At 56.7% G+C, this 22,784-nt stretch carries 17 protein-coding genes and 1 riboswitch; of the genes, 14 read left to right on the plus strand and 3 right to left on the minus strand.

From position 1 onward, the window contains the following. Positions 1–96: 96 nt before the first annotated feature. The 7 genes from sgrR (at position 97) to ilvN (ending at position 7,579) form a co-directional block, all read left to right on the plus strand. The gene (sgrR, locus tag IV04_RS00285; protein WP_037403424.1) at positions 97–1,758 is read left to right on the plus strand and encodes an HTH-type transcriptional regulator SgrR; all 1,662 of its coding nucleotides are present in this window, start codon (positions 97–99) and stop codon (positions 1,756–1,758) included. Between the two features lie 37 nt (positions 1,759–1,795). Next, positions 1,796–1,909, plus strand: a riboswitch (TPP riboswitch). A 95-nt stretch (positions 1,910–2,004) separates the two neighbouring features. Continuing rightward, on the plus strand, positions 2,005–2,991 hold the full coding sequence (gene thiB, locus IV04_RS00290; RefSeq protein ID WP_037403422.1) for a thiamine ABC transporter substrate binding subunit: 987 nt from the start codon (positions 2,005–2,007) through the stop codon (positions 2,989–2,991). Further along, positions 2,967–4,580, plus strand: a complete 1,614-nt coding sequence (gene thiP / locus IV04_RS00295; protein WP_037403421.1) for a thiamine/thiamine pyrophosphate ABC transporter permease ThiP — start codon at positions 2,967–2,969, stop codon at positions 4,578–4,580. The genes thiB and thiP overlap by 25 nt, the downstream gene beginning before the upstream one ends. Continuing rightward, complete coding sequence (thiQ, locus tag IV04_RS00300; RefSeq protein WP_037403419.1) at positions 4,567–5,271, plus strand: thiamine ABC transporter ATP-binding protein ThiQ; 705 nt, start codon at positions 4,567–4,569, stop codon at positions 5,269–5,271. Before thiP ends, thiQ begins: the two co-directional genes overlap by 14 nt. 88 nt (positions 5,272–5,359) lie before the next feature. After that, positions 5,360–5,476 (plus strand): ilvB operon leader peptide IvbL, encoded by a 117-nt coding sequence (gene ivbL, locus IV04_RS25930; protein ID WP_152562768.1) that lies wholly within the window; start codon positions 5,360–5,362, stop codon positions 5,474–5,476. A gap of 111 nt (positions 5,477–5,587) precedes the next feature. Continuing rightward, positions 5,588–7,282 (plus strand): acetolactate synthase large subunit, encoded by a 1,695-nt coding sequence (gene ilvB, locus IV04_RS00305; protein WP_037403417.1) that lies wholly within the window; start codon positions 5,588–5,590, stop codon positions 7,280–7,282. Positions 7,283–7,285: 3 nt separating this feature from the next. Then, complete coding sequence (gene ilvN, locus IV04_RS00310; RefSeq protein WP_021179286.1) at positions 7,286–7,579, plus strand: acetolactate synthase small subunit; 294 nt, start codon at positions 7,286–7,288, stop codon at positions 7,577–7,579. A 61-nt stretch (positions 7,580–7,640) separates the two neighbouring features. Here ilvN and IV04_RS00315 read toward each other — a convergent pair whose 3' ends face one another. After that, the gene (locus IV04_RS00315; RefSeq protein ID WP_037403416.1) at positions 7,641–8,408 is read right to left on the minus strand and encodes a DedA family protein; all 768 of its coding nucleotides are present in this window, start codon (positions 8,406–8,408) and stop codon (positions 7,641–7,643) included. A gap of 178 nt (positions 8,409–8,586) precedes the next feature. Here IV04_RS00315 and IV04_RS00320 point away from each other — a divergent pair, with 178 nt between their 5' ends. The 7 genes from IV04_RS00320 to IV04_RS00350 all read left to right on the plus strand — a co-directional run bounded on the left by IV04_RS00320 (position 8,587) and on the right by IV04_RS00350 (position 18,991). Beyond that, complete coding sequence (locus tag IV04_RS00320; RefSeq protein WP_037403415.1) at positions 8,587–10,953, plus strand: DNA polymerase II; 2,367 nt, start codon at positions 8,587–8,589, stop codon at positions 10,951–10,953. Between the two features lie 319 nt (positions 10,954–11,272). After that, the gene (rapA, locus tag IV04_RS00325; RefSeq protein WP_037403414.1) at positions 11,273–14,176 is read left to right on the plus strand and encodes an RNA polymerase-associated protein RapA; all 2,904 of its coding nucleotides are present in this window, start codon (positions 11,273–11,275) and stop codon (positions 14,174–14,176) included. A gap of 361 nt (positions 14,177–14,537) precedes the next feature. Beyond that, a complete protein-coding gene (locus IV04_RS00330; RefSeq protein ID WP_037440524.1) occupies positions 14,538–15,707 on the plus strand; it encodes an ABC transporter substrate-binding protein in 1,170 nt (389 codons plus the stop codon). A 47-nt stretch (positions 15,708–15,754) separates the two neighbouring features. After that, positions 15,755–16,627 carry a branched-chain amino acid ABC transporter permease gene (locus tag IV04_RS00335; protein ID WP_037403412.1) on the plus strand — a complete coding sequence of 291 codons (873 nt, stop codon included), beginning with the start codon at positions 15,755–15,757 and terminating at the stop codon, positions 16,625–16,627. A gap of 7 nt (positions 16,628–16,634) precedes the next feature. Then, entirely contained in the window at positions 16,635–17,594 is a 960-nt protein-coding gene (locus IV04_RS00340) for a branched-chain amino acid ABC transporter permease (protein WP_197062199.1), read from the plus strand. After that, positions 17,581–18,297: an ABC transporter ATP-binding protein gene (locus tag IV04_RS00345; RefSeq protein WP_037403410.1), complete on the plus strand. Its 717-nt coding sequence runs from the start codon at positions 17,581–17,583 to the stop codon at positions 18,295–18,297. Before IV04_RS00340 ends, IV04_RS00345 begins: the two co-directional genes overlap by 14 nt. Continuing rightward, positions 18,290–18,991: an ABC transporter ATP-binding protein gene (locus IV04_RS00350; RefSeq protein WP_037403408.1), complete on the plus strand. Its 702-nt coding sequence runs from the start codon at positions 18,290–18,292 to the stop codon at positions 18,989–18,991. Before IV04_RS00345 ends, IV04_RS00350 begins: the two co-directional genes overlap by 8 nt. A gap of 530 nt (positions 18,992–19,521) precedes the next feature. On the opposite strand, the gene IV04_RS00355 is transcribed toward IV04_RS00350, so the two are convergent. Further along, a complete protein-coding gene (locus IV04_RS00355; protein WP_051916486.1) occupies positions 19,522–21,639 on the minus strand; it encodes a 3-hydroxyacyl-CoA dehydrogenase NAD-binding domain-containing protein in 2,118 nt (705 codons plus the stop codon). Then, a complete protein-coding gene (locus IV04_RS00360) occupies positions 21,629–22,759 on the minus strand; it encodes a CaiB/BaiF CoA-transferase family protein (protein WP_037403405.1) in 1,131 nt (376 codons plus the stop codon). The genes IV04_RS00355 and IV04_RS00360 overlap by 11 nt, the downstream gene beginning before the upstream one ends. Positions 22,760–22,784 lie beyond the last annotated feature (25 nt).

Below are 22,784 nucleotides of genomic sequence, written 5' to 3' on the forward strand. Positions count from 1 at the left end.
TTTATCCTCGTCATACTGCGAGTATATCTGGGCAGATTATCGGCGTAATATAGGGAAAGATAAATTGACGGATTGACGCCGGAGAGTTCCTCTTTTATGTCTACCCCACGCTTGCAACAACAGTTCATCCGCCTGTGGCAGCGCTATCATGGCCAGCCCACTGAAACTACGCTGCAGGAACTGGCAGAAGTGCTCAGTTGCTCACGCCGCCACGTGCGCTCTTTGTTAGGTGCCATGCAGCAACAGGGCTGGATCCATTGGCAAGCCGAGGCCGGACGCGGCAAACGTTCACAGCTCAGCTTCCAATATACCGGCCTGGCGCTGCAGCAGCAGCGGGCTGAGGAACTGCTGGAGCAGGATAAAATCGATCAGTTAGTACAACTGGTTGGCGACAAAAAGGCCGTACGTCAGATGCTGCTTGCACAGTTGGGGCGTAGTTTTCGTCAAGGCAAACATATCCTGCGCGTACTCTACTACCGCCAGTTGTATAACCTGCTGCCCGGTTCGGCGCTACGCCGTTCAGAAACTCACTTGGCGCGGCAGATTTTTAACGGCTTGACGCGCATAAATGAGGAAAACGGGGAAATCGAATCCGACCTGTCACACCACTGGCAGGCCATTACGCCTCTGCACTGGCGTTTCTATCTGCGCCCAGCGATTCGCTTCCATCATGGCCGCGAATTGGAGATGGAAGACGTGATCCACTCCTTGAACCGGTTGATTCCGCAGCCTCTGTTTTCGCATCTCGATCACGTCACCTCCCCCACGCCCTATGTGATTGATGTCCACCTGCACAGCCCAGACTACTGGTTACCCTGGTTGCTCGGCAGCGTGCATGCCATGATCCTGCCGCGTGAATGGCAGAGCCTGCCGGACTTCGCCCGCCACCCGATTGGCACCGGGCCCTACAGTGTGGTGCACAATCATCGCAGCCAGATGAAGATCCATGCCTTTGATGATTATTTTGGCTACCGCGCGCTGATTGATGAGGTCAACATCTGGGTATTACCAGAGGTTACTGAGGAACTGGTGCATTCTGGCGTACAGTTGCAAGGGGATGAAACGGGTAAAAACGAACTGGAAAGCCGCCTTGAAGAAGGCTGTTATTTTTTGCTGTTTGATCAGCGCTCGTCACTGACAGGCAACCCTGAAATCCGCCGTTGGCTCAGTGAACTGATCAATCCGATCGCGCTGTTGAACCATGCCGGGCCGCTGTACCAGCGTTACTGGGCTCCCGCTTACGGCATTCTGCCGCGCTGGTTGCATAACCGCGCCTTGGAACTGCAGCCCAAGCCCGCAAATATTACCGAACTGACGCTGACATTTTACAGCGAGCACTCAGAATTCCACGCGATTCAGCAGGCGATTACAGCCCTGCTGGCCCAACATGGCATCAAGCTTAATGTACAAGTCATCAACTACGATGACTGGCATAAAGGCGATGCGCACAGCGATTTATGGCTCGGTAGCGCCAATTTCACGTTACCGCTGGAGTTTTCTCTGTTTGCCACGCTGTATGAAACGCCGTTAATCCAGCACTGCCTGAGCACAGATATCAGCGGGGATGCAGCGCTGTGGCGCGACAACCGTTTGCCGCTGGCGGAATTCTGCCAACGCCTGGTCAGTAGCCACCAGTTACACCCGCTATTCCATCACTGGTTGCAACTGCACGGCCAACGCAGCATGCGCGGCGTACGCATGAACACCTTGGGGTGGTTCGATTTTAAATCGGCCTGGTTCGCCCCGCCGGAAGCATAAGCCCCTTTCACCGCTGCCAGTTAATCTCTACAATAGCGCCGTCTCAACGGGGTGCGGAAAACAACGGGTACAGCCAGTTTTTCCGCTGAGAGCACACCCGTCGAACCTGATCCGGTCAATACCGGCGGAGGGATTTGAGCATGGCGTCACCGGTCCTCAATCGAATTCAAACTGCAACCAACGGCTTGAAAGATAATGGGATAGCGCCCTCAGATACCTTTGCCCCTTAAATTTCAGGAGTGCAAAGTGGTCAAGAAATACCTACCCTGCCTATTGCTGCTGGCTGCCGCCCCCGTGCTGGCCAAGCCGACGTTAACGGTTTACACCTACGATTCTTTCGCCGCCGACTGGGGCCCTGGCCCTGCCATCAAAAAGGCGTTTGAGGCCGACTGCGATTGCGAATTGAAATTCGTGGCGCTGGAAGACGGCGTTTCACTGCTCAACCGCGTGCGGATGGAAGGTAAAAACAGCCCTGCCGATATCGTGCTGGGGTTGGACAACAACCTGCTGCAAGCGGCAAAGCAAACCGGCCTGTTCGCCGAGAGCCAGGTGGATCCCCACAAGCTGACCGTTCCCGGTGGTTGGCAAGACAACACCTTTATTCCTTACGATTACGGCTACTTCGCGTTTGTTTACAACAAAGATAAACTGAAAAACCCACCGAAAAGCCTGCAGGAACTGGTGAGCAGCGATCAGCCCTGGAAGATCATCTATCAGGATCCGCGCACCAGCACGCCGGGGCTCGGCCTGCTGTTGTGGATGCAAAAAGTGTATGGCGACAAAGCGCCAGAAGCCTGGCAACAGTTGGCGAAAAAAACCGTCACCGTCACCAAAGGCTGGAGTGAAGCCTATGGTCTGTTCCTGAAAGGCGAAAGCGATCTGGTGCTCAGCTACACCACCTCCCCGGCTTACCATCTGATCGAAGAGAAAAAAGACAGTTACGCCGCCGCCAATTTCAGCGAAGGCCATTACCTGCAGACGGAAGTGGCCGCCAAGCTGAAAGCCAGCAATCATCCCGAACTGGCAGAACGCTTTATGCAGTTTATGGTGACGCCAGCCTTTCAAAACCTCATCCCTACCGGCAACTGGATGTATCCGGTGATTAAAACCACGCTGCCTGCGGGTTTTGAGCAAATGACGGTGCCAAAAACGGCCTTGCAATTCAGTGCTGAAGACGTCGCCAAACACCGTGGCGACTGGGTCCGGGCATGGCAAACTGCCGTCAGCCAGTGATCCCGCGCTGGTTATGGCCGGGGCTGCTGGCCGCTGGCCTGATCGGGCTAATCGCTCTGCTGGCTTTCGGCTCGCTGTGGCGGCACGCCCCGAGTAGCGACTGGCGCAACCTGTGGCAAGACCGCTATCTGTGGCACGTGGTGGGCTTTACCTTCTGGCAAGCGCTGCTGTCGGCCCTGATCTCGGTGCTACCCGCCATTCCGCTGGCTCGTGCGCTCTATCGGCGGCGCTTCCCTGGCCGCAACCTACTGCTGCGCCTGTGCGCCATGACGCTGGTCTTACCGGTGCTGGTGGCAGTTTTCGGCCTTCTGAGCGTGTATGGCAAGCAGGGCTGGCTGGCGATGCTGTGCGGCTGGCTGGGGATCAATTATAGTTTTTCCCCTTACGGCCTACAGGGTATCCTGCTGGCACATCTGTTTTTTAATCTGCCGCTGGCAGCTCGTTTACTGCTACAAGCGCTGGCAAATATCCCCACTGAGCAGCGCCAACTGGCGGCACAGTTGGGGATGAACGGCTGGCAACAGTTCCGCTTTGTGGAATGGCCCGCGCTGCGCCGCCAGATCCTGCCCAGCGGCGCGTTGATTTTTATGCTGTGTTTTGCCAGTTTTGCCACCGTCCTGTCGCTTGGCGGCGGGCCGCAGGCCACCACCATTGAGCTGGCGATCTATCAGGCACTGAGTTACGACTACGATCTGGGCCGCGCCGCGCTGCTGGCCTTGATCCAACTGACCTGCTGTCTTGGGCTGGTGGTGCTCAGCCAACGTTTGAACCAAGCGCTGCCGGTGGGCCATACCCATGCTCAGCGCTGGCGCAACCCGGAAGATAGCCGCTGGCGGCGCATCAGCGATAACCTGCTGATCGGCTTGACCTTGCTTTTACTGTTGCCCCCCTTGCTGGCGGTGATTGCCGACGGAGCTAATCGTAACCTTATCAACGTATTGCAGCAGCCACCGCTGTGGCAGGCGCTGTTTACCTCGCTGCGCATCGCGCTCGGTGCCGGTCTGCTGTGCGTGGTGTTAACCATGATGTTGCTGTGGAGCAGCCGCGAGCTGAAACTGCGGCAACGGCCAGCACAGGGGCAAATGTTGGAACTAAGCGGCATGCTGATCCTGGCGATGCCGGGCATTGTGCTGGCAACCGGCTTCTTCCTGCTGTTGAGTGATACTATCGGGTTACCACAATCCCCCTATGCGCTGGTGATCCTCACCAATGCGCTCATGGCGGTGCCTTATGCGCTGAAAGTGCTGGAAAACCCGATGCGCGATCTGGCCGAACGCTATAATCCGTTGTGCCTGTCGCTGGATATTCATGGCTGGCAGCGCCTGCGCTGGATTGAACTGAAAGCCTTACAGCGCCCACTGGCGCAAGCTCTGGCCTTTGCCTGCGTGCTGTCGATTGGCGACTTCGGCGTGGTTGCCTTGTTCGGCAACGAACAGTTCCGTACTCTGCCTTTTTACCTGTACCAGCAGATTGGTTCCTACCGCAGCAATGACGGTGCGGTTACCGCCGCGCTGCTGTTGTTACTGTGTTTCCTGCTGTTTACCCTGATTGAACGCTTACCGGGCCGCCATGCAAATGTTGACGCTTGAAAAACTGACCTACCTGTATGACCACCTGCCGATGCGTTTTGATCTGCGCCTCCAACCGGGCGAGCATGTCGCGGTGTTGGGGCCAAGTGGTGCCGGTAAAAGCACCCTGCTCAGCCTGATCGCCGGTTTTTTACCAGCGGCCAGAGGCAAGCTCCTGCTGAACGGCAGTGACCACACCAATACGCCCCCAGCCAAACGCCCGGTTTCCATGCTGTTTCAGGAAAATAATCTGTTTGCCCATTTGACGGTGGCGCAGAATATCGGGTTGGGGCTGGATCCCGGCCTGCGCCTGAATACCGCCCAAAAGCAGCAGTTAGCGCACATCGCCCATCAGGTGGGGCTTGGGGATCATGTGCAACGCTTGCCCGCACAGCTTTCCGGCGGCCAACGCCAACGGGCCGCACTGGCGCGTTGCCTGATTCGCCAACAACCGATTCTGTTGCTCGACGAGCCGTTCTCCGCGCTCGATCCGGCGCTGCGCAACGAGATGCTGCAACTGCTGCAAGAAATATGTACACAGCGCCAGTTGACGCTGCTGATGGTCTCGCACAATCTGGAAGATGCCGCTCGCATCGCGCCCCGTACCTTACTGGTGGTGGATGGTCGCATCTATTACGATGGCCCAACGCAGGCGCTGATTGAGGGCACCGCCCCAGAAGCACAAGTGTTGGGGATTGCCACAATAACGTGATCCAAGACGCGTTTTTTATGCTGAATCAATAAACCTGTTGTGTGAGTTTTGCACCTGTGGTTTTATAAAATCCTGTTTTTTACTACTGATGATAAGGTTCCCTGTGATCGCATCCTCGCTGACTTCGACTCTACTAACAACCGCGCTACCAGCCGCGGTGGTCGTCGTGCGTGTGGTGGTGGTGGTCGTCGGCAGTGCGCCGTAGGGTCCGAATCAACGCATCGATTCCCAAACCCCGCCGGCGCAAACCGGGCGGGGTTTCTTGTTTTAGTCCCCTGCCCAGAAATGCAAACCGGCCATGACAAAGGATAGGAACATGGCAATTTCGGGTACGCCACACCAGAAACACCGCTTCACCGGCGCAGAGCTGATCGTACATATGCTGGAGCGCCAGGGCATTACCACCATTGCAGGCATCCCCGGCGGCGCAGCGCTGCCACTGTATGATGCACTGAGCCAAAGCACCGTTATCAAGCACGTGCTGGCCCGCCATGAGCAGGGTGCCGGTTTTATGGCCCAAGGCATGGCGCGCACCAACGGCAAAGCGGCGGTGTGCATCGCCTCCAGCGGCCCTGGGGCCACCAATCTGGTCACCGCCATCGCCGATGCCAAACTCGACTCCATTCCACTGGTGTGTATTACCGGCCAGGTCTCCTCCTCCATGATCGGCACCGACGCCTTTCAGGAAGTCGATACCTACGGTATTTCGATCCCGATTACCAAATACAACCACCTGGTGCGCGATATCCGTGAACTGCCGCAGGTGATCTGCGACGCCTTCCGCATTGCCGAATCCGGTCGCCCCGGCCCGGTGTGGATCGACGTCCCGAAAGACGTGCAAACCGCGACGATCGAGCTGGATCAACTGCCGCCAATCGCCGTGCCGAACGCTGCCCCGGCTTTTGAAAACGCACAAGTGGCTCAGGCTGCCGCCATGATCAATCAGGCCAAGCGCCCGGTGCTGTACCTGGGTGGCGGTATTATCTGTGCCGAAGCGCACACAGCGGCCTTGCAGATGGCCGAGCGCGCCAACCTGCCCACCACCATGACCTTGATGGCGCTGGGGGCAATGCCGGTAGAACATCCGTTGTCGCTCGGCATGCTGGGTATGCACGCGGCGCGCAGCACCAACTTTATCCTGCAGGAAGCCGATCTGCTGATCGTACTGGGTGCCCGTTTCGACGATCGTGCCATCGGTAAAACGGAGCTGTTCTGCCCGAACGCCGACATTATTCACGTGGATATTGACCGTGCCGAACTGGGCAAGGTCAAACAGGCCAACATCGCGATTCATGGCGATGTGGGTCAGGTATTACAGCAACTGTTGCCGCTTATCGAAGCACAGCCGCGCAGCACCTGGCTGAAAATCGTTAACGACCTGAAAAATGAATTCCCGTTCAACATGCCGAATGTTGAAGATCCGCTAAGCCACTATGGGCTGGTGAAGGCTGCCGCGCGCTGCGTGGATGAGAACGCCATTATCACCACCGACGTCGGCCAGCATCAGATGTGGGTGGCACAGGCGTATCCACTGAGCCGCGCGCGCCAATGGCTGACCTCTGGCGGTTTAGGCACCATGGGCTTCGGCCTGCCAGCGGCGATCGGCGCAGCACTGGCCGAACCGCAGCGCAAAGTGTTGTGTTTCTCCGGTGATGGCAGCCTGATGATGAACATTCAGGAGATGGCGACGGCGGTTGAACACGATCTGGACGTCAAAATCATTCTGATGAACAACCAGGCGCTGGGGCTGGTGCATCAACAGCAAACCCTGTTCTACCAGCAGCATATCTATGCCGCCACCTATCCGAAGCGTACCGATTTCCTGAAAATCGCCGCCGGTTTCGGTTTAGACACCTGCGATCTGAATGCAGAAGCAGATCCGCAGGCCGCCCTGATGGAAGCCATCCAGCGCCCAGGCCCTTGCCTGATCCATGCGCTGATTGATATGAATGAAAAAGTTTACCCGATGGTGCCACCGGGTGCCGCCAACATCGAAATGATTGGAGAATAAGCCATGCAGTCACTACAAAAGAATCCGCAGGTGATCCTGGAACTGGCAGTGCGTAACCACCCGGGTGTCATGACGCACGTTTGTGGCCTGTTTGCCCGCCGCGCGTTCAACGTGGAAGGGATCCTGTGTATGCCACTGAAAGACGGCACGCAAAGCCGTATCTGGCTGCTGGTGGCCGACGATCAACGCCTGGTGCAGATGATCAGTCAGGTAGAAAAGCTGGAGGATGTGCTGCAGGTGAAACGCCACAACGAAGATATGCGGGTGTTTGAACAGTTGGAAGCGTTCTTCCAGTAAGCACACGCTCCTGGCTTTCGAGCGGCAGTCACTCTGCTGCCGCTTGAAAGCAGGCTGGCAATTAGCCCGCCAACACCTTCCACAATAAATGCCGGTAAACCGGCATTAACGGTTGTTGCACCAAGTAATAGAAACTGACCAATACCACCACCCAACTCAGCACACAGGCAATACGCAAACGCAGCGGCGAAAGCCAGCGGGCCAGTTTATCTGCCTCACGTTTGTTTTCACGCCACCAGCGCCAGCTCAGCCACACGGCCAGCCAAATCAGCAACGCCACTTCAAGCAGCAGCCCTTTGAACAAGCCACTGTTGGCACTGCTAGGAATGTCGATCGCCACACCGGCCAGAATACCGGGGAAGAAATAGACCGGTGGCCAGGTCAAGCTGCCGATGATATTCGGCAAGGCAAACTTATAGGGCGGCAGATCGAGCATCCCGGCCACCATCGGCACCAGCGGGCGCGTTGGGCCAACAAAACGGCCAATCAGGATAGTCGCCATACTGTGCTGATGCAGCGCATGCTCGGTTTTATCCAGCAGCGCCCGGTTCTTTTGCAGAAATGACCAGCGGTGCAGCGGCCCCTTAAAGGAACGGCCAATAAAATAGGAACTCCAATCCCCCAGCAGGCAGCCCACAATCCCAGCTCCCCAGGCCATATAAAAATCCACTTTGCCACTGCCAATCAGTGCGCCGATGCTGGCCATCATCACCGTACCGGGCAGCAACAGGCCGACCAGCGCCAGTGATTCCAGAAACGTCACCAACATAATAGCCACCAGGGTGAAGGCCAATGACTGAGTGAGCAAATCCTGTAAATAGGCTTCCATTGAACCTCTGTTGGTTAGCAAGAGCGCGTGGGCGGAGGATTGTCCGGCGCACCACACAGCGAGTCAACCGCTGAATTGCCCGATTTTGTTGCAGTAACGCCAACATGGGCAACCACTGTATAAAAAACCATGCTAGAATAATGGCTCCATACGATAAGCATAGACACTCAGGAACGGTATGGGATCTCTCCAACAGGGCTTCATACTTACACGCCATTGGCGCGACACCCCAACCGGCACCGAAGTCGAATTCTGGCTGGCGACCGACAACGGGCCACAGCAACTCAAACTGGCTCCCCAACTTTCGGTGGCCTTTATCCCCGCCGAACAGCAGGCTCGTGCCGAATTGCTGCTGCGCGAAGAACGCCAGGTTGAACTGAAACCCCTGCCGATGCTGGATTTTCATTCCCGCCCGGTGCTTGGCCTCTATTGCCGCCAGCACCGCCAGCTCATCAAGTTGGAAAAATTGCTGAAAGAAGGCGGTATCAACGTTTATGAGGCCGATATCCGCCCGCCGGAACGCTATCTGATGGAACGCTTTATCACTGCGCCAGTGTGGTTCAACGGCCAGGCCAACGGTAATGGCCCATTGCTCAACGGCCAGATGAAACCGGCCCCGGACTATCGCCCGAACCTCAAGCTGGTGTCATTGGACATCGAAACCACCGCGCACGGTGAACTCTATTCCATCGCGCTGGAAGGTTGCGGGCAACGCCAGGTGTATATGCTTGGCCCGGCCAATGGCGGTAACGAGGCACTGGATTTCGATCTGGAATACTGCAACAGCCGTCCACAGTTGCTGGAGCGGCTGAACCAATGGTTGGAACGGCACGATCCCGATGCGATTATCGGTTGGAACCTGGTGCAGTTCGATCTGCGGGTGTTGCAAAAGCATGCCGACCGCTACCAGATCCCGCTGCGCTTTGGCCGTGGCGGCAACCTGCTGGAGTGGCGCGAGCATGGCTTCAAGCAAAATCACTTCTTCGCCAGCACTGCCGGGCGCTTGATCATCGACGGTATCGAGGCCTTGAAATCAGCCACCTGGAACTTCCCGTCTTTCAGCCTGGAATCGGTGTCACAAACGCTGCTCGGCGAAGGCAAAGCGATCGATAACCCTTATCAACGCATGGACGAAATCGACCGGCGTTTTGCCGAAGATAAGCCCGCGCTGGCGCGTTATAACCTGAAAGACTGTGAGTTGGTGACGCGTATCTTTGCCAAAACCGAGCTGCTGACCTTCTTGCTGGAACGTGCCACCGTCACCGGGCTGGCGGCTGACCGCAGCGGCGGCTCGGTTGCCGCCTTCAGCCATCTGTACCTACCGCGCATGCATCGGCAGGGTTATGTGGCACCCAATCTGGGGGAGTTACCAGAAGAACACAGCCCCGGCGGCTTTGTGATGGATTCACAGCCCGGCCTGTATGATTCGGTCTTGGTGCTGGACTACAAAAGCCTCTACCCATCCATCATCCGCACTTTTCTGATCGATCCGGTCGGGTTGGTCGAAGGGATGCAGCATCCTGACGACGCCGATTCTATCCCCGGTTTTCGTCAGGCCCGTTTTTCACGCAGTAAACACTGCCTGCCCGGCATCGTCAGCCAGATCTGGCAAGGGCGCGAGGCGGCAAAACGCCAGCAGAACAAGCCACTGTCGCAGGCGTTGAAGATCATCATGAACGCCTTTTACGGTGTATTGGGGTCGAGCGGCTGCCGTTTCTTCGATCCGCGTCTGGCTTCGTCGATCACCCTGCGCGGCCATGAGATCATGCGCCAAACACGCGAACTGATTGAAGCACAAGGCTATCAGGTGATCTACGGCGATACGGATTCGACCTTTGTCTGGCTAAAGAGCGCGCACAACGAGCAACAGGCGGTCGCTATTGGCCGCAGGCTGGTTGCCCACGTCAACCAATGGTGGCAACAGCACCTGCAGCAAAACTACGGGCTGGAGAGCGCACTGGAACTGGAGTTTGAAACCCACTACACCCGCTTCCTGATGCCCACCATTCGCGGTGCGGAACAGGGCAGCAAAAAGCGCTATGCCGGGATGATTACCAAACCGGATGGCAGCGAAGAGATGGTGTATAAGGGCCTGGAAACCGTGCGCACCGACTGGACCCCATTGGCGCAGCACTTCCAGCAGCAGCTGTACCGGCTGATTTTCAAGCAGTTGCCCCATCAGGACTTTGTTCGCGACTATGTGGCTAAAACCCTGCGCGGCGAGTTTGACGATCAGCTGGTATATCGCAAGCGCCTGCGCCGCAAGCTGAGCGACTATCAGCGCAACGTGCCGCCCCATGTGCGCGCGGCGCGCATTGCTGACGACTATAACCGCCAGCAAGGGCGGCCACTGCAGTATCAGAACGGCGGCTGGATCGGCTACGTGATGACCATCGCCGGGCCCGAGCCGCTAGAAACCCAACATTCAGCGATCGATTACAATCATTATCTCGAACGCCAACTACAACCGGTAGCAGACGCTATACTTCCATTTTTGCACGATGATTTTACGACCCTAGTAACCGGGCAGATGGGGTTATTCTGATATTCTTTCCAACCAGATAGGCTGTAAGAAGAGGTCAGAAAAATCATCAGGTTTTGCAGGTGACGAACGCGTCACCTTCCATTACCATAGCGCCCTTCCTAAATTCCGAGCCACTCACCGTGCCGTATTGATAACGTATTCATGGTGTGAATAGCTGTGGCTATTGTTTGACAGTGGCACGCCCTCTCACGCCAGGTGAGGGGATGGGTTAGTCGATGCTAACCCGCATAAGAACATTGAAAGTATTTGAAACAGGTCGCCAGTCTTTACCACCTGCCTGGCGATGAGACTTACTTAAGAAGAATCGAGCCGACAAACTATGCCTTTTACACTTGGTCAACGCTGGATCAGCGATACGGAAAGCGAATTGGGGCTGGGTACTGTGGTAGCGCTGGATGCGCGCATGGTCACCCTGCTTTTCCCCGCCACCGGAGAAAACCGCCTCTATGCCAGAAATGACTCGCCGATCACCCGCGTGATGTTCAACCCGGGCGACACCATCAGCCATCACGAAGGCTGGCAGTTGCAGGTGGAGGAGGTCAAAGAGGAAAACGGTCTGCTGACCTATATCGGCCTGCGTTTGGATACCCAGGAAGCTGTTTCCATGCGCGAAGTGCTGCTGGACAGCAAACTGACCTTCAGTAAGCCTCAGGATCGTCTGTTTGCCGGCCAGATCGATCGTATGGATCGCTTTGCGCTGCGCTTTCGTGCACGTAAATACCAGAGTGAGCAATACCGCCTGCCATTCGCTGGCCTGCGCGGCATGCGGGCCAGCCTGATCCCGCACCAGTTGCATATCGCCTACGAAGTGGGCCAGCGCCATGCGCCGCGTGTGCTGCTGGCTGACGAAGTTGGCCTGGGCAAAACCATTGAAGCCGGGATGATCATTCACCAGCAACTGCTGGCAGGCCGCGCCGAGCGCGTGCTGATCGTGGTGCCGGAAACCCTGCAGCACCAGTGGTTGGTGGAAATGATGCGCCGCTTCAACCTCTATTTCTCGCTGTTCGACGACAGCCGCTATGCCGAAGCGATGCTGGACAGCAGCAACCCGTTCGAAACCGAACAGTTGGTGATCTGCTCACTGGATTTCGTGCGCCGCAACAAGCAGCGTCTTGAGCAGTTGGCCGATGCCCATTGGGATCTGCTGGTGGTCGACGAAGCCCACCATCTGGCCTGGAGCGAAGAAGCTCCCAGCCGCGAATATCAGGTTATCGAACAGTTGGCGGAACATATTCCGGGCGTACTGCTGCTGACCGCCACCCCCGAACAACTGGGGCAGCAAAGCCATTTTGCCCGTTTACGCCTGCTGGATCCGAGCCGTTTCCACGACTACCAAGAGTTTGTTACCGAGCAGCAAAAATATCGCCCGATCGCCGATGCGGTCACGCTGCTGCTGAGCGGTGAGCGATTGGCCGACGACAAGCTCAACCTGCTGGGTGAACTGATCGACGAGCAGGACATTGAACCTTTGCTCAAAGCCGCCAACAGCGACGGCGATAACAGTGTGCAGGCGCGCCAGGAACTGGTCACCATGCTGATGGATCGCCACGGCACCAGCCGCGTGCTGTTCCGTAATACTCGTAACGGGGTGAAAGGCTTCCCGCACCGCCATCTGCACCAGATCAAGCTGCCGTTGCCAGCTCAGTATCAGACAGCGATCAAAGTCTCCGGCATTATGGGCGCGAAGAAAAGCGTCGAAGCCCGCGCCCGCGATATGCTCTACCCAGAGCAGATTTATCAGGAATTCGAAGGGGAAAATGCCACCTGGTGGAACTTCGACCCGCGCGTCGAATGGCTGCTGGATTACCTGATCGCCAACCGTCACGAGAAAGTGCTGGTGATTTGTGCCAAGGCAGACACCGCGTTGCAACTGGAGCAGGTCTTGCGTGAACGGGAAGCGATCCGCGCTGCCGTATTCCACGAAGGACTGACGATTATTGAACGCGATCGCGCTGCCGCTTACTTCGCCTCACAAGAAGAAGGGGCGCAGGTGCTGCTGTGTTCCGAAATCGGTTCCGAAGGGCGTAACTTCCAGTTTGCCAGCCAGATGGTGATGTTCGATCTGCCGTTCAACCCGGATCTGCTGGAACAGCGTATTGGCCGCCTGGATCGTATCGGCCAGATGCACGACATCCAGATCATGGTGCCTTATCTGGAAAATACCGCCCAAGCGATACTGGGGCGCTGGTTCCATGAAGGCCTGGATGCCTTCGAGCACACCTGCCCTACCGGCAGACCGATTTATGACAGCAGCTACGAGCAGTTGATTGGCTACCTGGCAGCCCCCACCGAACAGGAAGGGCTGGACGAGTTTATCCACGCCTGCCGCCAGCAGCACAATCAGCTCAAATCCCAATTGGAACAGGGGCGTGACCGCCTGCTGGAAATGCACTCCAACGGCGGTGAAAAGGCCCAGGAACTGGCAGAAGCCATCGCCGCGCAGGACAACGACGTTAACCTGGTGAGTTTCGCCCTCAACCTGTTTGATATCGTCGGCATCAATCAGGAAGACCGCAGCGATAACCTGATCGTCCTGACGCCGTCAGATCATATGCTGGTGCCGGATTTCCCAGGTTTACCGCAGGATGGCTGTACCGTGACGTTCGATCGCGAACAGGCCCTGTCGCGTGAAGATGCGCAGTTCGTCAGTTGGGAACACCCGATTATCCGCAACGGCCTGGACCTGATCCTCTCCGGTGATACCGGCAGTTGTGCGGTTTCTCTGTTGAAGAACAAATCGCTGCCGGTGGGTACGCTGCTGGTGGAACTGGTGTACGTGGTCGAAGCGCAAGCGCCGAAACACCTGCAACTGACCCGCTTCCTGCCGCCAACGCCAATCCGTATGCTGATGGATCGTAAAGGCACCAATCTGGCGGCACAGGTGGAGTTCGAAAGCTTTAACCGCCAGTTGAATGCGGTGAATCGCCATACCTCCAGCAAGCTGGTCAATGCGGTACAGCAAGATGTCCACGCGATGCTGCAACAGGCGGAAAGCCTGGTGGAAGCACAGGCGCGCGAACTGATCGAGCTGGCCAAGAAAGAAGCCGACGACAAACTGAGTACCGAACTAGCACGCCTGGAAGCGCTGAAAGCGGTTAACCCGAATATTCGTGACGACGAAGTTGAAGCACTGGAGTTCAACCGCAGGCAAGTGCTGGCTAATCTGAACGAAGCAGGATGGCGCCTGGACGCCATTCGCCTGGTAGTGGTCACCCACCAATAATCTCAAGCGGGGAGTTTCAGCTCCCCGCACATTCCCCAGTCTGATAATTCCCCCCACACATCAACATCATCTCCCTCTCACCGAAAGAAACAAATACTCATTATTTGCAACATATGTCTAACTTTTAATCATTTTATGAAACATATTTTTGTATAAATTATTTCAATATGTCTATATTAATCGAGAATAACATTGTTATTGACCTGTAATGTCCGTAACTCAGTCCTGTCTTTAGCCAACACCAGAGAAACATAAGCACTTCTCAGCAGCATGGCCTGATAAATGACCAGACCATGCTGCCTGAGTATCTCCCTGCAACTTGAGAGTACAGGGACGAGAAACCATTATCCTGGGAGGAACAATGAACTTAACAAGATGGCTTGTAATCTGTTTGTCGTGTGCCGCCGCACTGTCTACTCTGCCAGCCGCTAGCGCGGCGGAATATCAGGTGGGTGAAGTGATCTCACTGACCGGGGTGAATGCCCGCGGCGGCACAGGCATGCACGAAGGGATCAAAGTCGCGGAGTCCGTGTTTAACCAGCGGCCCGGCGATGTAAAGATTAAAATCCAGACTATCGACGATGAATCCTCACCGGCCAAAGCGGTGGCCGCAGTGGAAAGATTAGCCGCCAATAACGTGCTGGCGATTACCGGTGGGGCCACCTCAGATATCGTCGGGCCCGCTGCAACGGCTGCCGACAAACTGGGCCTGCCCTTTATGACCTCTGGGGGAACCAGCAGCGAGTTTCTGACCCAAGGTTTCCACTCGTTCTTTCGCATCAACAATACCACCGGTTATGTCAAAGCGATGGCGGGCCTGCTGGACAGCATGCAGATCAAAAAGCTGGCTATCATCTATTCCACCAAAAAATCCACCAGCGAAATGGCCCGCATGATGCAGCAACAGATGGCGGAAAAAGGCGTCACGGTCACCCTGCATCCTTTTGAAGCCACCACGGTAGATTTCAAACCGATTATCAACAAAATCAAACTGAAAGATCAGCCCGACGCCATCAACATGATTGGTTACGAGAATGATTATGTTGGCATTTTACGAGCAGCCAGAGTGCTCCGGCCACCAGTGAAAGCCATGGTCGGTGCCTGGCAGATCGCCACCGCCAAGATGTATCAGGATTTCCCTGACTTAGTAGAAAAAACCTACGGGACAGAGATGCTGCCCGTGCCAGTCACCTTCAACCGGCCAGAGGGCCAGGCGTTTGAAGCCGCCTTCCGCAAGCTCTACCCGCACGAACCGGATTATCTTTCACAGTACGGTTTTGTGCAGGGGATGTTGCTGTTTGAAGCCATCGCTCGGGCAGAAGCGGCAGGCACGCTGGATAAAGGCGGCATTGCCCAGGAACTTCGCTCCACGGCAGCGGACACCATCATTGGCCAGGTACGCTTTAGCGCCCAAGGCGACAATGAGGAGTTTATGCAAAACATCGGGCAGCACCAAAAGGGGAAAATTGCCATCGTCTGGCCTGAAAATGCCGCCACCGGAGCAATGCAATTCCCTGGCACCCCCTGGTAAAACCCAGGATCACCTAGATGTTCACCCCACCTGAATAAGAGGTGTGCATGACTGAATTACTCTTTCAATCGTTATATTCCGGCCTGCTGGCAGGCAGCGTCTATGCCCTGGTAGCGCTGGGGCTAGCGCTGGTGTTTGGCATTATGCGGTTGGTCAATCTGGCGCATGGTGAATTGGTGCTACTGGCGGGTTACATTGCCTATACCTTCGAATCATCTACCGGTTTTGGGCCGCTGTGGTCGATACCGCTGGCTTTCGTGATCGTCTGTGCTGCAGCGCTCGGGATCTATGCCCTGCTGAGCCGCATCAAGATCGATCGTGAACTCAACTCACTGCTTTTAACCTATGGCGTGGGCGTGATTCTCACCAATCTGATCCTGCTGATCTGGAATGCCAATATCCGTTCCAGCAGTTCAGTCTGGTTGCAAGAACCGCTCGTGATCGGCGATCTGTACGCTATGCGGGGTGAACTGGTGGCCTTCGTGCTGAGCCTGATCTTGTTGGTTCTGCTGTGGAAATGGCTGGCCCGCAGCTGGTATGGCCGCGCCGTGCGGGCGGTTTCCAGCCACCGGGAAGCTGCCATGCTGATGGGGATCAACCCGAAACAGACCGAAATGATCTCCTTTCTGCTGGCAGGCATGATGGCCTCGGTGGCCGGAGTCGCGATCTACTGCACCCGGGTGCTGCAACCCTCACTGGGTGAAGCACTGACCATTAAGGCGTTCATTATTACAGTGTTGGCGGGGATCGGTTCTATTCCTGGCGTTTTGGTCGGAGCCATCGTGATCGGTGTGGCGGAAGCCATGAGTGCCACACTGCTCAACCCAGCCTGGCAGGACCTGATCAGTATGGCATTGTTCCTGCTGGTGCTGTTCCTGCGTCCTAATGGTCTGTTCGGCGCAGTTCGGCGTCAGGGATAAAACGATCATGATGAAATCATTGCTTAAACTCATGGGGTTCCCGTTGCTGCTGGCAACCCTGGTGCCCCTCTTCTGGCAGCAACAACCCTATGTTCTCAGCATGTTTACCGATGCCCTGACGATCGGCGCACTGGCGTTGGCCTGGGCGATGTTGGGTAATCTCGGGGGGATGGTCAGCTTTGGTCACTCGGCCTTCTTCGGTACTGGTGCCTATATCTCCTCCATGCTGGCGATGAATAGCGGTATGCCCGTGTTACTGTCGATGCTTTGTGGCGGGCTGGCAGCGGCGCTGACCACCTTGCTGATGTTGCCCACCTTGCGCCTGAAAGGCACCTATTTTGCCCTGGCGATCCTGGCCTACTCGCAAATCTTTCGGGTGTTGGCCGTTCAGCTTGAGGGCATCACTGGCGGATCGGCGGGGTTATCCGGCATTCCTGCGCTACCGGTCGTGATGGGCTTTGCCCTGAACAGCAAACTCGGCGTCTATTACGTGATCCTGGCATTAGTAACGCTGTTTTTACTGGTCTATGCCGCCTTGGCGCGCAGCGATTACGGTTTGGCGCTGAAAGCGATGCACGATTCAGAAGCCGCAACGCAGGTCGTTGGCGTTAACAGCCTGCAGTTGAAAGCGGCGGTGTTGTTGCTGTCTGCTTTTATGACCGGGCTGGTCGGGGCATTTAACGCACATCATATGAACTTCCTGGAGCCTGATTATGCTTTCAACGCCTCCTGGGTGATTGTGCCGATTATCGCGGCGATCTTCGGCGGTTTCCGCTCGCTGAATGGCCCGTTGATCGGCGCTTTGGTGGTCTATCTAACCGACCAGCTCCTGTTCAAGGTTCTGTTCCCCACCGGGCACCAGATGATCCTGGGCGGGTTACTGGTGGTCATGATCCTGATCAGCCCACGAGGCCTGTTACCGCTGTTACGTTCAGCCCAGAGGAGGTTCTATCGTGCTAAAGCTTGATGGAGTCAGCGTGTCATTCGGCGCGGTTACCGCTATCGATAATGTGTCTTTGACAGTTGGGGAAAATGAAATCGTCGGTTTGGTGGGCCCCAACGGCGCGGGTAAAACCACATTGTTTAACGCCATTTCCGGCCTGGTACCGCCTACCGCTGGCACGCTCAGCTTTCATGGCACCCCTTTGGGGCAGCGGGGAGGGATCCATCGCCGCGCCCGCTTAGGGATTGGCCGCACTTTCCAGGTGCCGCAACCCATGCATGAATTGAACGTGATGGAAAATGTGCGGGTGGCGCAGCGCTTTGCCACCGGTAAGGTCAATCTGGCCCGGCTGCGGGAAATCCTGGAACTGGTCGGCCTGCATGACAAAGCGGAACGTGCTGCCGCCACCGAACTTTCGCTCAGTGAACTGAAAGCGCTCGAGGTGGCCAAAGCGCTCGCCACCGAGCCAAAACTGCTGTTGCTCGACGAGGTGTTGGCAGGGTTGGAAACCAGCGGTAAAAAGCGTTTTCAACAGATGCTGGCGCGGATTCATGCCGAATATGGTTTGAGCATTCTGCTGATTGAACACGATCTGGAAACCGTCACGACGCTATGCCAACGCGTGTGGATCCTCAACTTTGGCCGCCTGATTGCCGATGGTACACCCACCGAGGTTTTCAACGATCCGGTGGTGATCCGCAGCTATACCGGAGAAGCCTATGCTTAACATTCAACACCTGCGCGGTGGCTACGGCGCGATCAATATCCTGTGGGACATTTCATTGCAGATCGAGCCTGGCACGGTCACCGCCATCGTCGGGCCAAACGGCGCAGGTAAAACCACGCTGCTGAAAACCATCGCCGGGCTGTTACCGTTAAAACAGGGGCAGATTACCTATCAGAATATCGATATCGGCGGGCTTTCGCCCTGGAATGCCAAACGCAGCGGCTTGGCGCTGATCCCGGAAGGGCGCATGATTTTCCGTGATATGACGGTAGAAGATAACCTGATTATGGGGGCCTTTCAGAAAGCCAGCCGCCAGCAGGTGAAACCACGTCTGGCAGAAGTCTATGCGATGTTCCCACGCTTGGCCGAGCGGCAGAAACAGTTGGCAGGCGTGCTTTCCGGTGGTGAGGCACAAATGCTGGCAGTAGGCCGCTGTTTAATGTCTGATCCTAGCATGATCCTGATCGATGAACCCTCTTTGGGGCTGGCTCCGGTGGTGGTTAATGAGCTGTTTGCCTGCTTCGCCCGCCTGCGTGAGCACGGCAAAACCCTGTTGTTGGTAGAGCAGAATACGCAGTTGTCGATCAAACTGGCCGATCGTGTCTGTTTGATGCGCAGCGGCAAGATGATCTTTACCCAAGCGGCCAATGATATTGATATGGAAGAGTTGCATCGGGCTTACTTTGGGCATTGAGTGCTAGCAGGTGCGAGTATTTATTTCGGTCGCTAAACCTTTTGTGTTTATACCCAAAATAATTCGAGTTGCTTGTAGGCGGCAACTGAACGAATCCCCAGGAGCTTACTCAAGTAAGTGACTGGGGTGAGTGAAGGCAGCCAACACCCAAGCAACTTGAAGTATGAAGGGTATATTCAGCAACGCAGTGAACGCGACTGAAGCATGTCAATGTTGCCCGGTGCTTACAGATTCAGGGGTTGACGTTGCGCGCATCATGGCCTGCTGAGCAAGACACCGTTGCCAGGGGAAATCGGCCATGGACGGCCGATTTAGGCGAGACAGGAAGGGACGCCTGTCGTAGCCGACCCGCCCGGCAATGGGGGTGCAGCGAAGGCACCCGCGTAGCGGGCAGGCCATGTTAAGCGTGGGCGCGGGTGCAGGGCCCCGCCTTGGGCCCTGCAATTGCCGTTCACTGTGGGATCATAGGATTGCATGCTGTTTACGGCAATTCCCATTACACCTGGCTTACATAGGTGAACGCATTATGGTTACTCTACATTAAGGCTAGCGAACGTCTTCCCTTGTTCCACCAGGCGGATCAGCAACGGTGATGGACGCCAAAACTGCGGATCCTCAGCGGCAAAGGCCGTAATATCCGCCAGTATCTGCGCTAAACCAATCCGATCGGCATAATACAGCGGACCACCGCGATAGCGCGGGAAGCCGTAACCGGCCAGCAGCACTACATCAATGTCCCGCGGCCGCTGCGCCATCCCCTCTTCCAGCAGATTAGCACCTTCGTTAATCATGGCCGCCAAATAGCGGCGCACGATCTCTGTGGTGCTGAATGACCGTGGCGTAATGCCTGCGCGTTCCCGTTCACGATCGACCATCTCCAGCACCGCCGGATCCGGCTGCCCACGGTTTGAACCTGGCTCGTAGCGATACCAGCCGCGCCCGGTTTTTTGCCCGAACCAACCTTGTTCACACAGGCGATCGGCAATCTGCACGTAACGCTCCTGCGGATCCCGCTGGGCGGCCCGGCGTTTACGCGTCGCCCAGGCAATGTCACCACCGGCCACATCAACAATCTGGAAAGGCCCCATGGCAAAACCGAACTCACGCACCGCTTCGTCGATCTGATACGGCGAAGCGCCGTCCTCGAGCATCGCTTCCGCCGCGCGGCGATAGACAGACATGATACGATTGCCGATAAAACCGTCGCAGACGCCAGTACGCACCGGGATCTTGCCAAGCTTGCGGGCCAACACCAACGCGCTGGCAATCACTTCGACCGAGGTCTGCGGCGGCACCACGATCTCCAGCAGGCGCATGACCGGCGCAGGGGAGAAAAAGTGCAAACCAATCACCACCTGCGGCCTGCCCGTCACCGCCGCAATCGCAGTAATATCCAGATAAGACGTATTACTTGCCAATATCGCACCGGGCTTGCAGTGGCGGTCTAACTGACAGAAAACCGCCTGCTTGGCCGCCAGATCCTCATACACGGCCTCCACCACCAGATCGGCGGCGGCCAAAGCCTGATACTCTGTAGTTCCGCGCAATTTCGCTAACCGCGCCGCAGCAGCAGTGGCTGAAAGCCGCTTTTTACTCACCCGTTGGCGATAAAACTCTTCCACTCGGCTCAGGCCCGCTGCCAGACTCGGTTCGTCACGCTCCAGCAACATCACCGGCAAGCCCGCCTCCAGCATCACCACCGCAATCCCTGCCCCCATGGTGCCACCGCCAATCACCCCCACTTGGGCAAAAGAGCGTATCGCCAACCCTGCCATATCAGGCAGTTTGGCAACGGCACGCTCGGCCTGAAAGGCATACAGCAAGGCCTGATGCTGAGGGCTTGCCAAACAGCGTTGGAACTGCGCGGATTCATACTGGCAACCCGCCGCAAACGGCTGTTCGCAGGCAACGGCCACACAGTCAATAATCAACGCCGGGGAAAATAGCCCGCGAAATTGCGTTGGCAGTTTGGCGCGTGCCGCCGCAATCACCGCCTGCTGCGCAACAGGGTCAGCCAGTGGGGTAACAGCTTCACTGCTGCGCCGCACTCCGCAACGTTCGGCCAGCAGTTCATGGGCATAAAACAAGCCGTCAATACGTGCATCCTGCCCCAAACGATCCACCAAGCCCAGTCCCAGCGCCTGCTCAGCCGCCAATGGGCGACCACTGAGCATCAGATCCAGAGCCGCTTCAACCCCGAGCAGCCGCACGCTGCGCTGGCTGCCCCCGGCTCCGGGCAGCAGCCCGAGATTAACTTCCGGCAACCCCAGTTGGCTGCCCTGTACGGCCAGCCGATAATGCGCCGCCATAGCAATCTCCAACCCGCCGCCCAGTGCGTTCCCTGCGATAGCGGCGATCACCGGTTTAGTGCAGGCTTCGATTTGATCACAAACCTCGCGCAAGAGCGGTGGCTGGCGCGGTTGATTGAATTCACGGATATCCGCCCCGGCGGCAAAGTGATTACCTGCGCCCACCAGCAGCAGTGCGTGGATCTGTTCATCGTTCTGCGCCCGATCCAACGCCGCGAGCAACCCGGTACGCACACCTAGCCCCAACGCGTTAACCGGTGGGTTATCAATAGTCGCAATCAGTATATTGCCACAGCGCTCAAGATGCAGACCGTGGCTAGGCTGATGATTATTTGGCATCTTTTGCCTCCGCAGGGGTTCCTACCGGCGGCAGTAACCGATAGCTGGCTGGGGTGCGGCTAAGTTTGATCGGCGAGGCGATGCCCGTATAGTTATCCCCCATCTTCACCACCATGCCACGGTGTCGGGTATGCGGGTGCTGCAACGCAGCCTCAATATTCAGCAATGGCGCACTAGGCACGCCGCTGCGCAGCAACTGTTCGGCCAATTTCACCCCCTCGTGCCTGGCGAGCAGAGCAACCAGCGCACTGCGTAATTCAGCGCGGTTCAGTGAGCGCAATTTCGGGTTGGCAAAGCGTGGATCCTCATTCAACGATGGAGCATCCAGGCACTGGCACAGCAGCGCAAACTGCTTGTCGTTACCAACGCCGAGAAAGATCGGCACGCTGGCGCTGGGGAAAATATCATAAGGATAGATATTGGCGTGGGCGTTACCCGAGCGTTTCGGCGGCTGCTGGTTGGCAAACCAGTTGGTGGAATAAGGATGTAACAGCGATATACCGGTATCAAACAGGCTGGCCTCAACAAATTGCCCCAAACCGCTGCGGGTGCGTTCATAAAGTGCCATCAGGATGCCGATCACTGCGTTCATCCCGGTAGCCTGATCGACCAGCGGCACGCCAACGCGCAGTGGTTCACCCTCAGGTTCCCCATTGACGCTCATGATCCCGGTCATGGCCTGAATCGAAGCGTCATAACCCACTAAACCGCCGAGTGGGCCATCGGCACCAAAACCACTGACGCGGCAATGGATCAACCGGGGAAAGCGCGCAGCCAATGCCGCGTAACCGATGCCCCATTTCTCCATGGTGCCGGTCTTGAAGTTTTCAATTAACACATCGGCATCGGCCAACAGTTCATACAGCGTCTGGCGGGCGCTTGCCTGCGACAGATCAAGGTACATGCCACGTTTGTTGCGATTCAGGCCAATATAATACGCGGCCACCCCATCCTGAAAAGGTGGCCCCCAAGTGCGGGTTTCATCACCCTGCGGCGGTTCAACCTTAAGCACATCGGCACCATGATCGCCCAGCACCTGACCACAGTACGGCCCGCCCAAAACGCGGGATAAATCGATAACACGAATACCGGCCAATGCACCAGCCGTAGGGATTGCCATAATCGTTACTCCTGCGCATGTTGTG

It is taken from the genome of Serratia sp. Ag1, assembly GCF_000743355.1.
Lineage (GTDB): Bacteria > Pseudomonadota > Gammaproteobacteria > Enterobacterales > Enterobacteriaceae > Chania.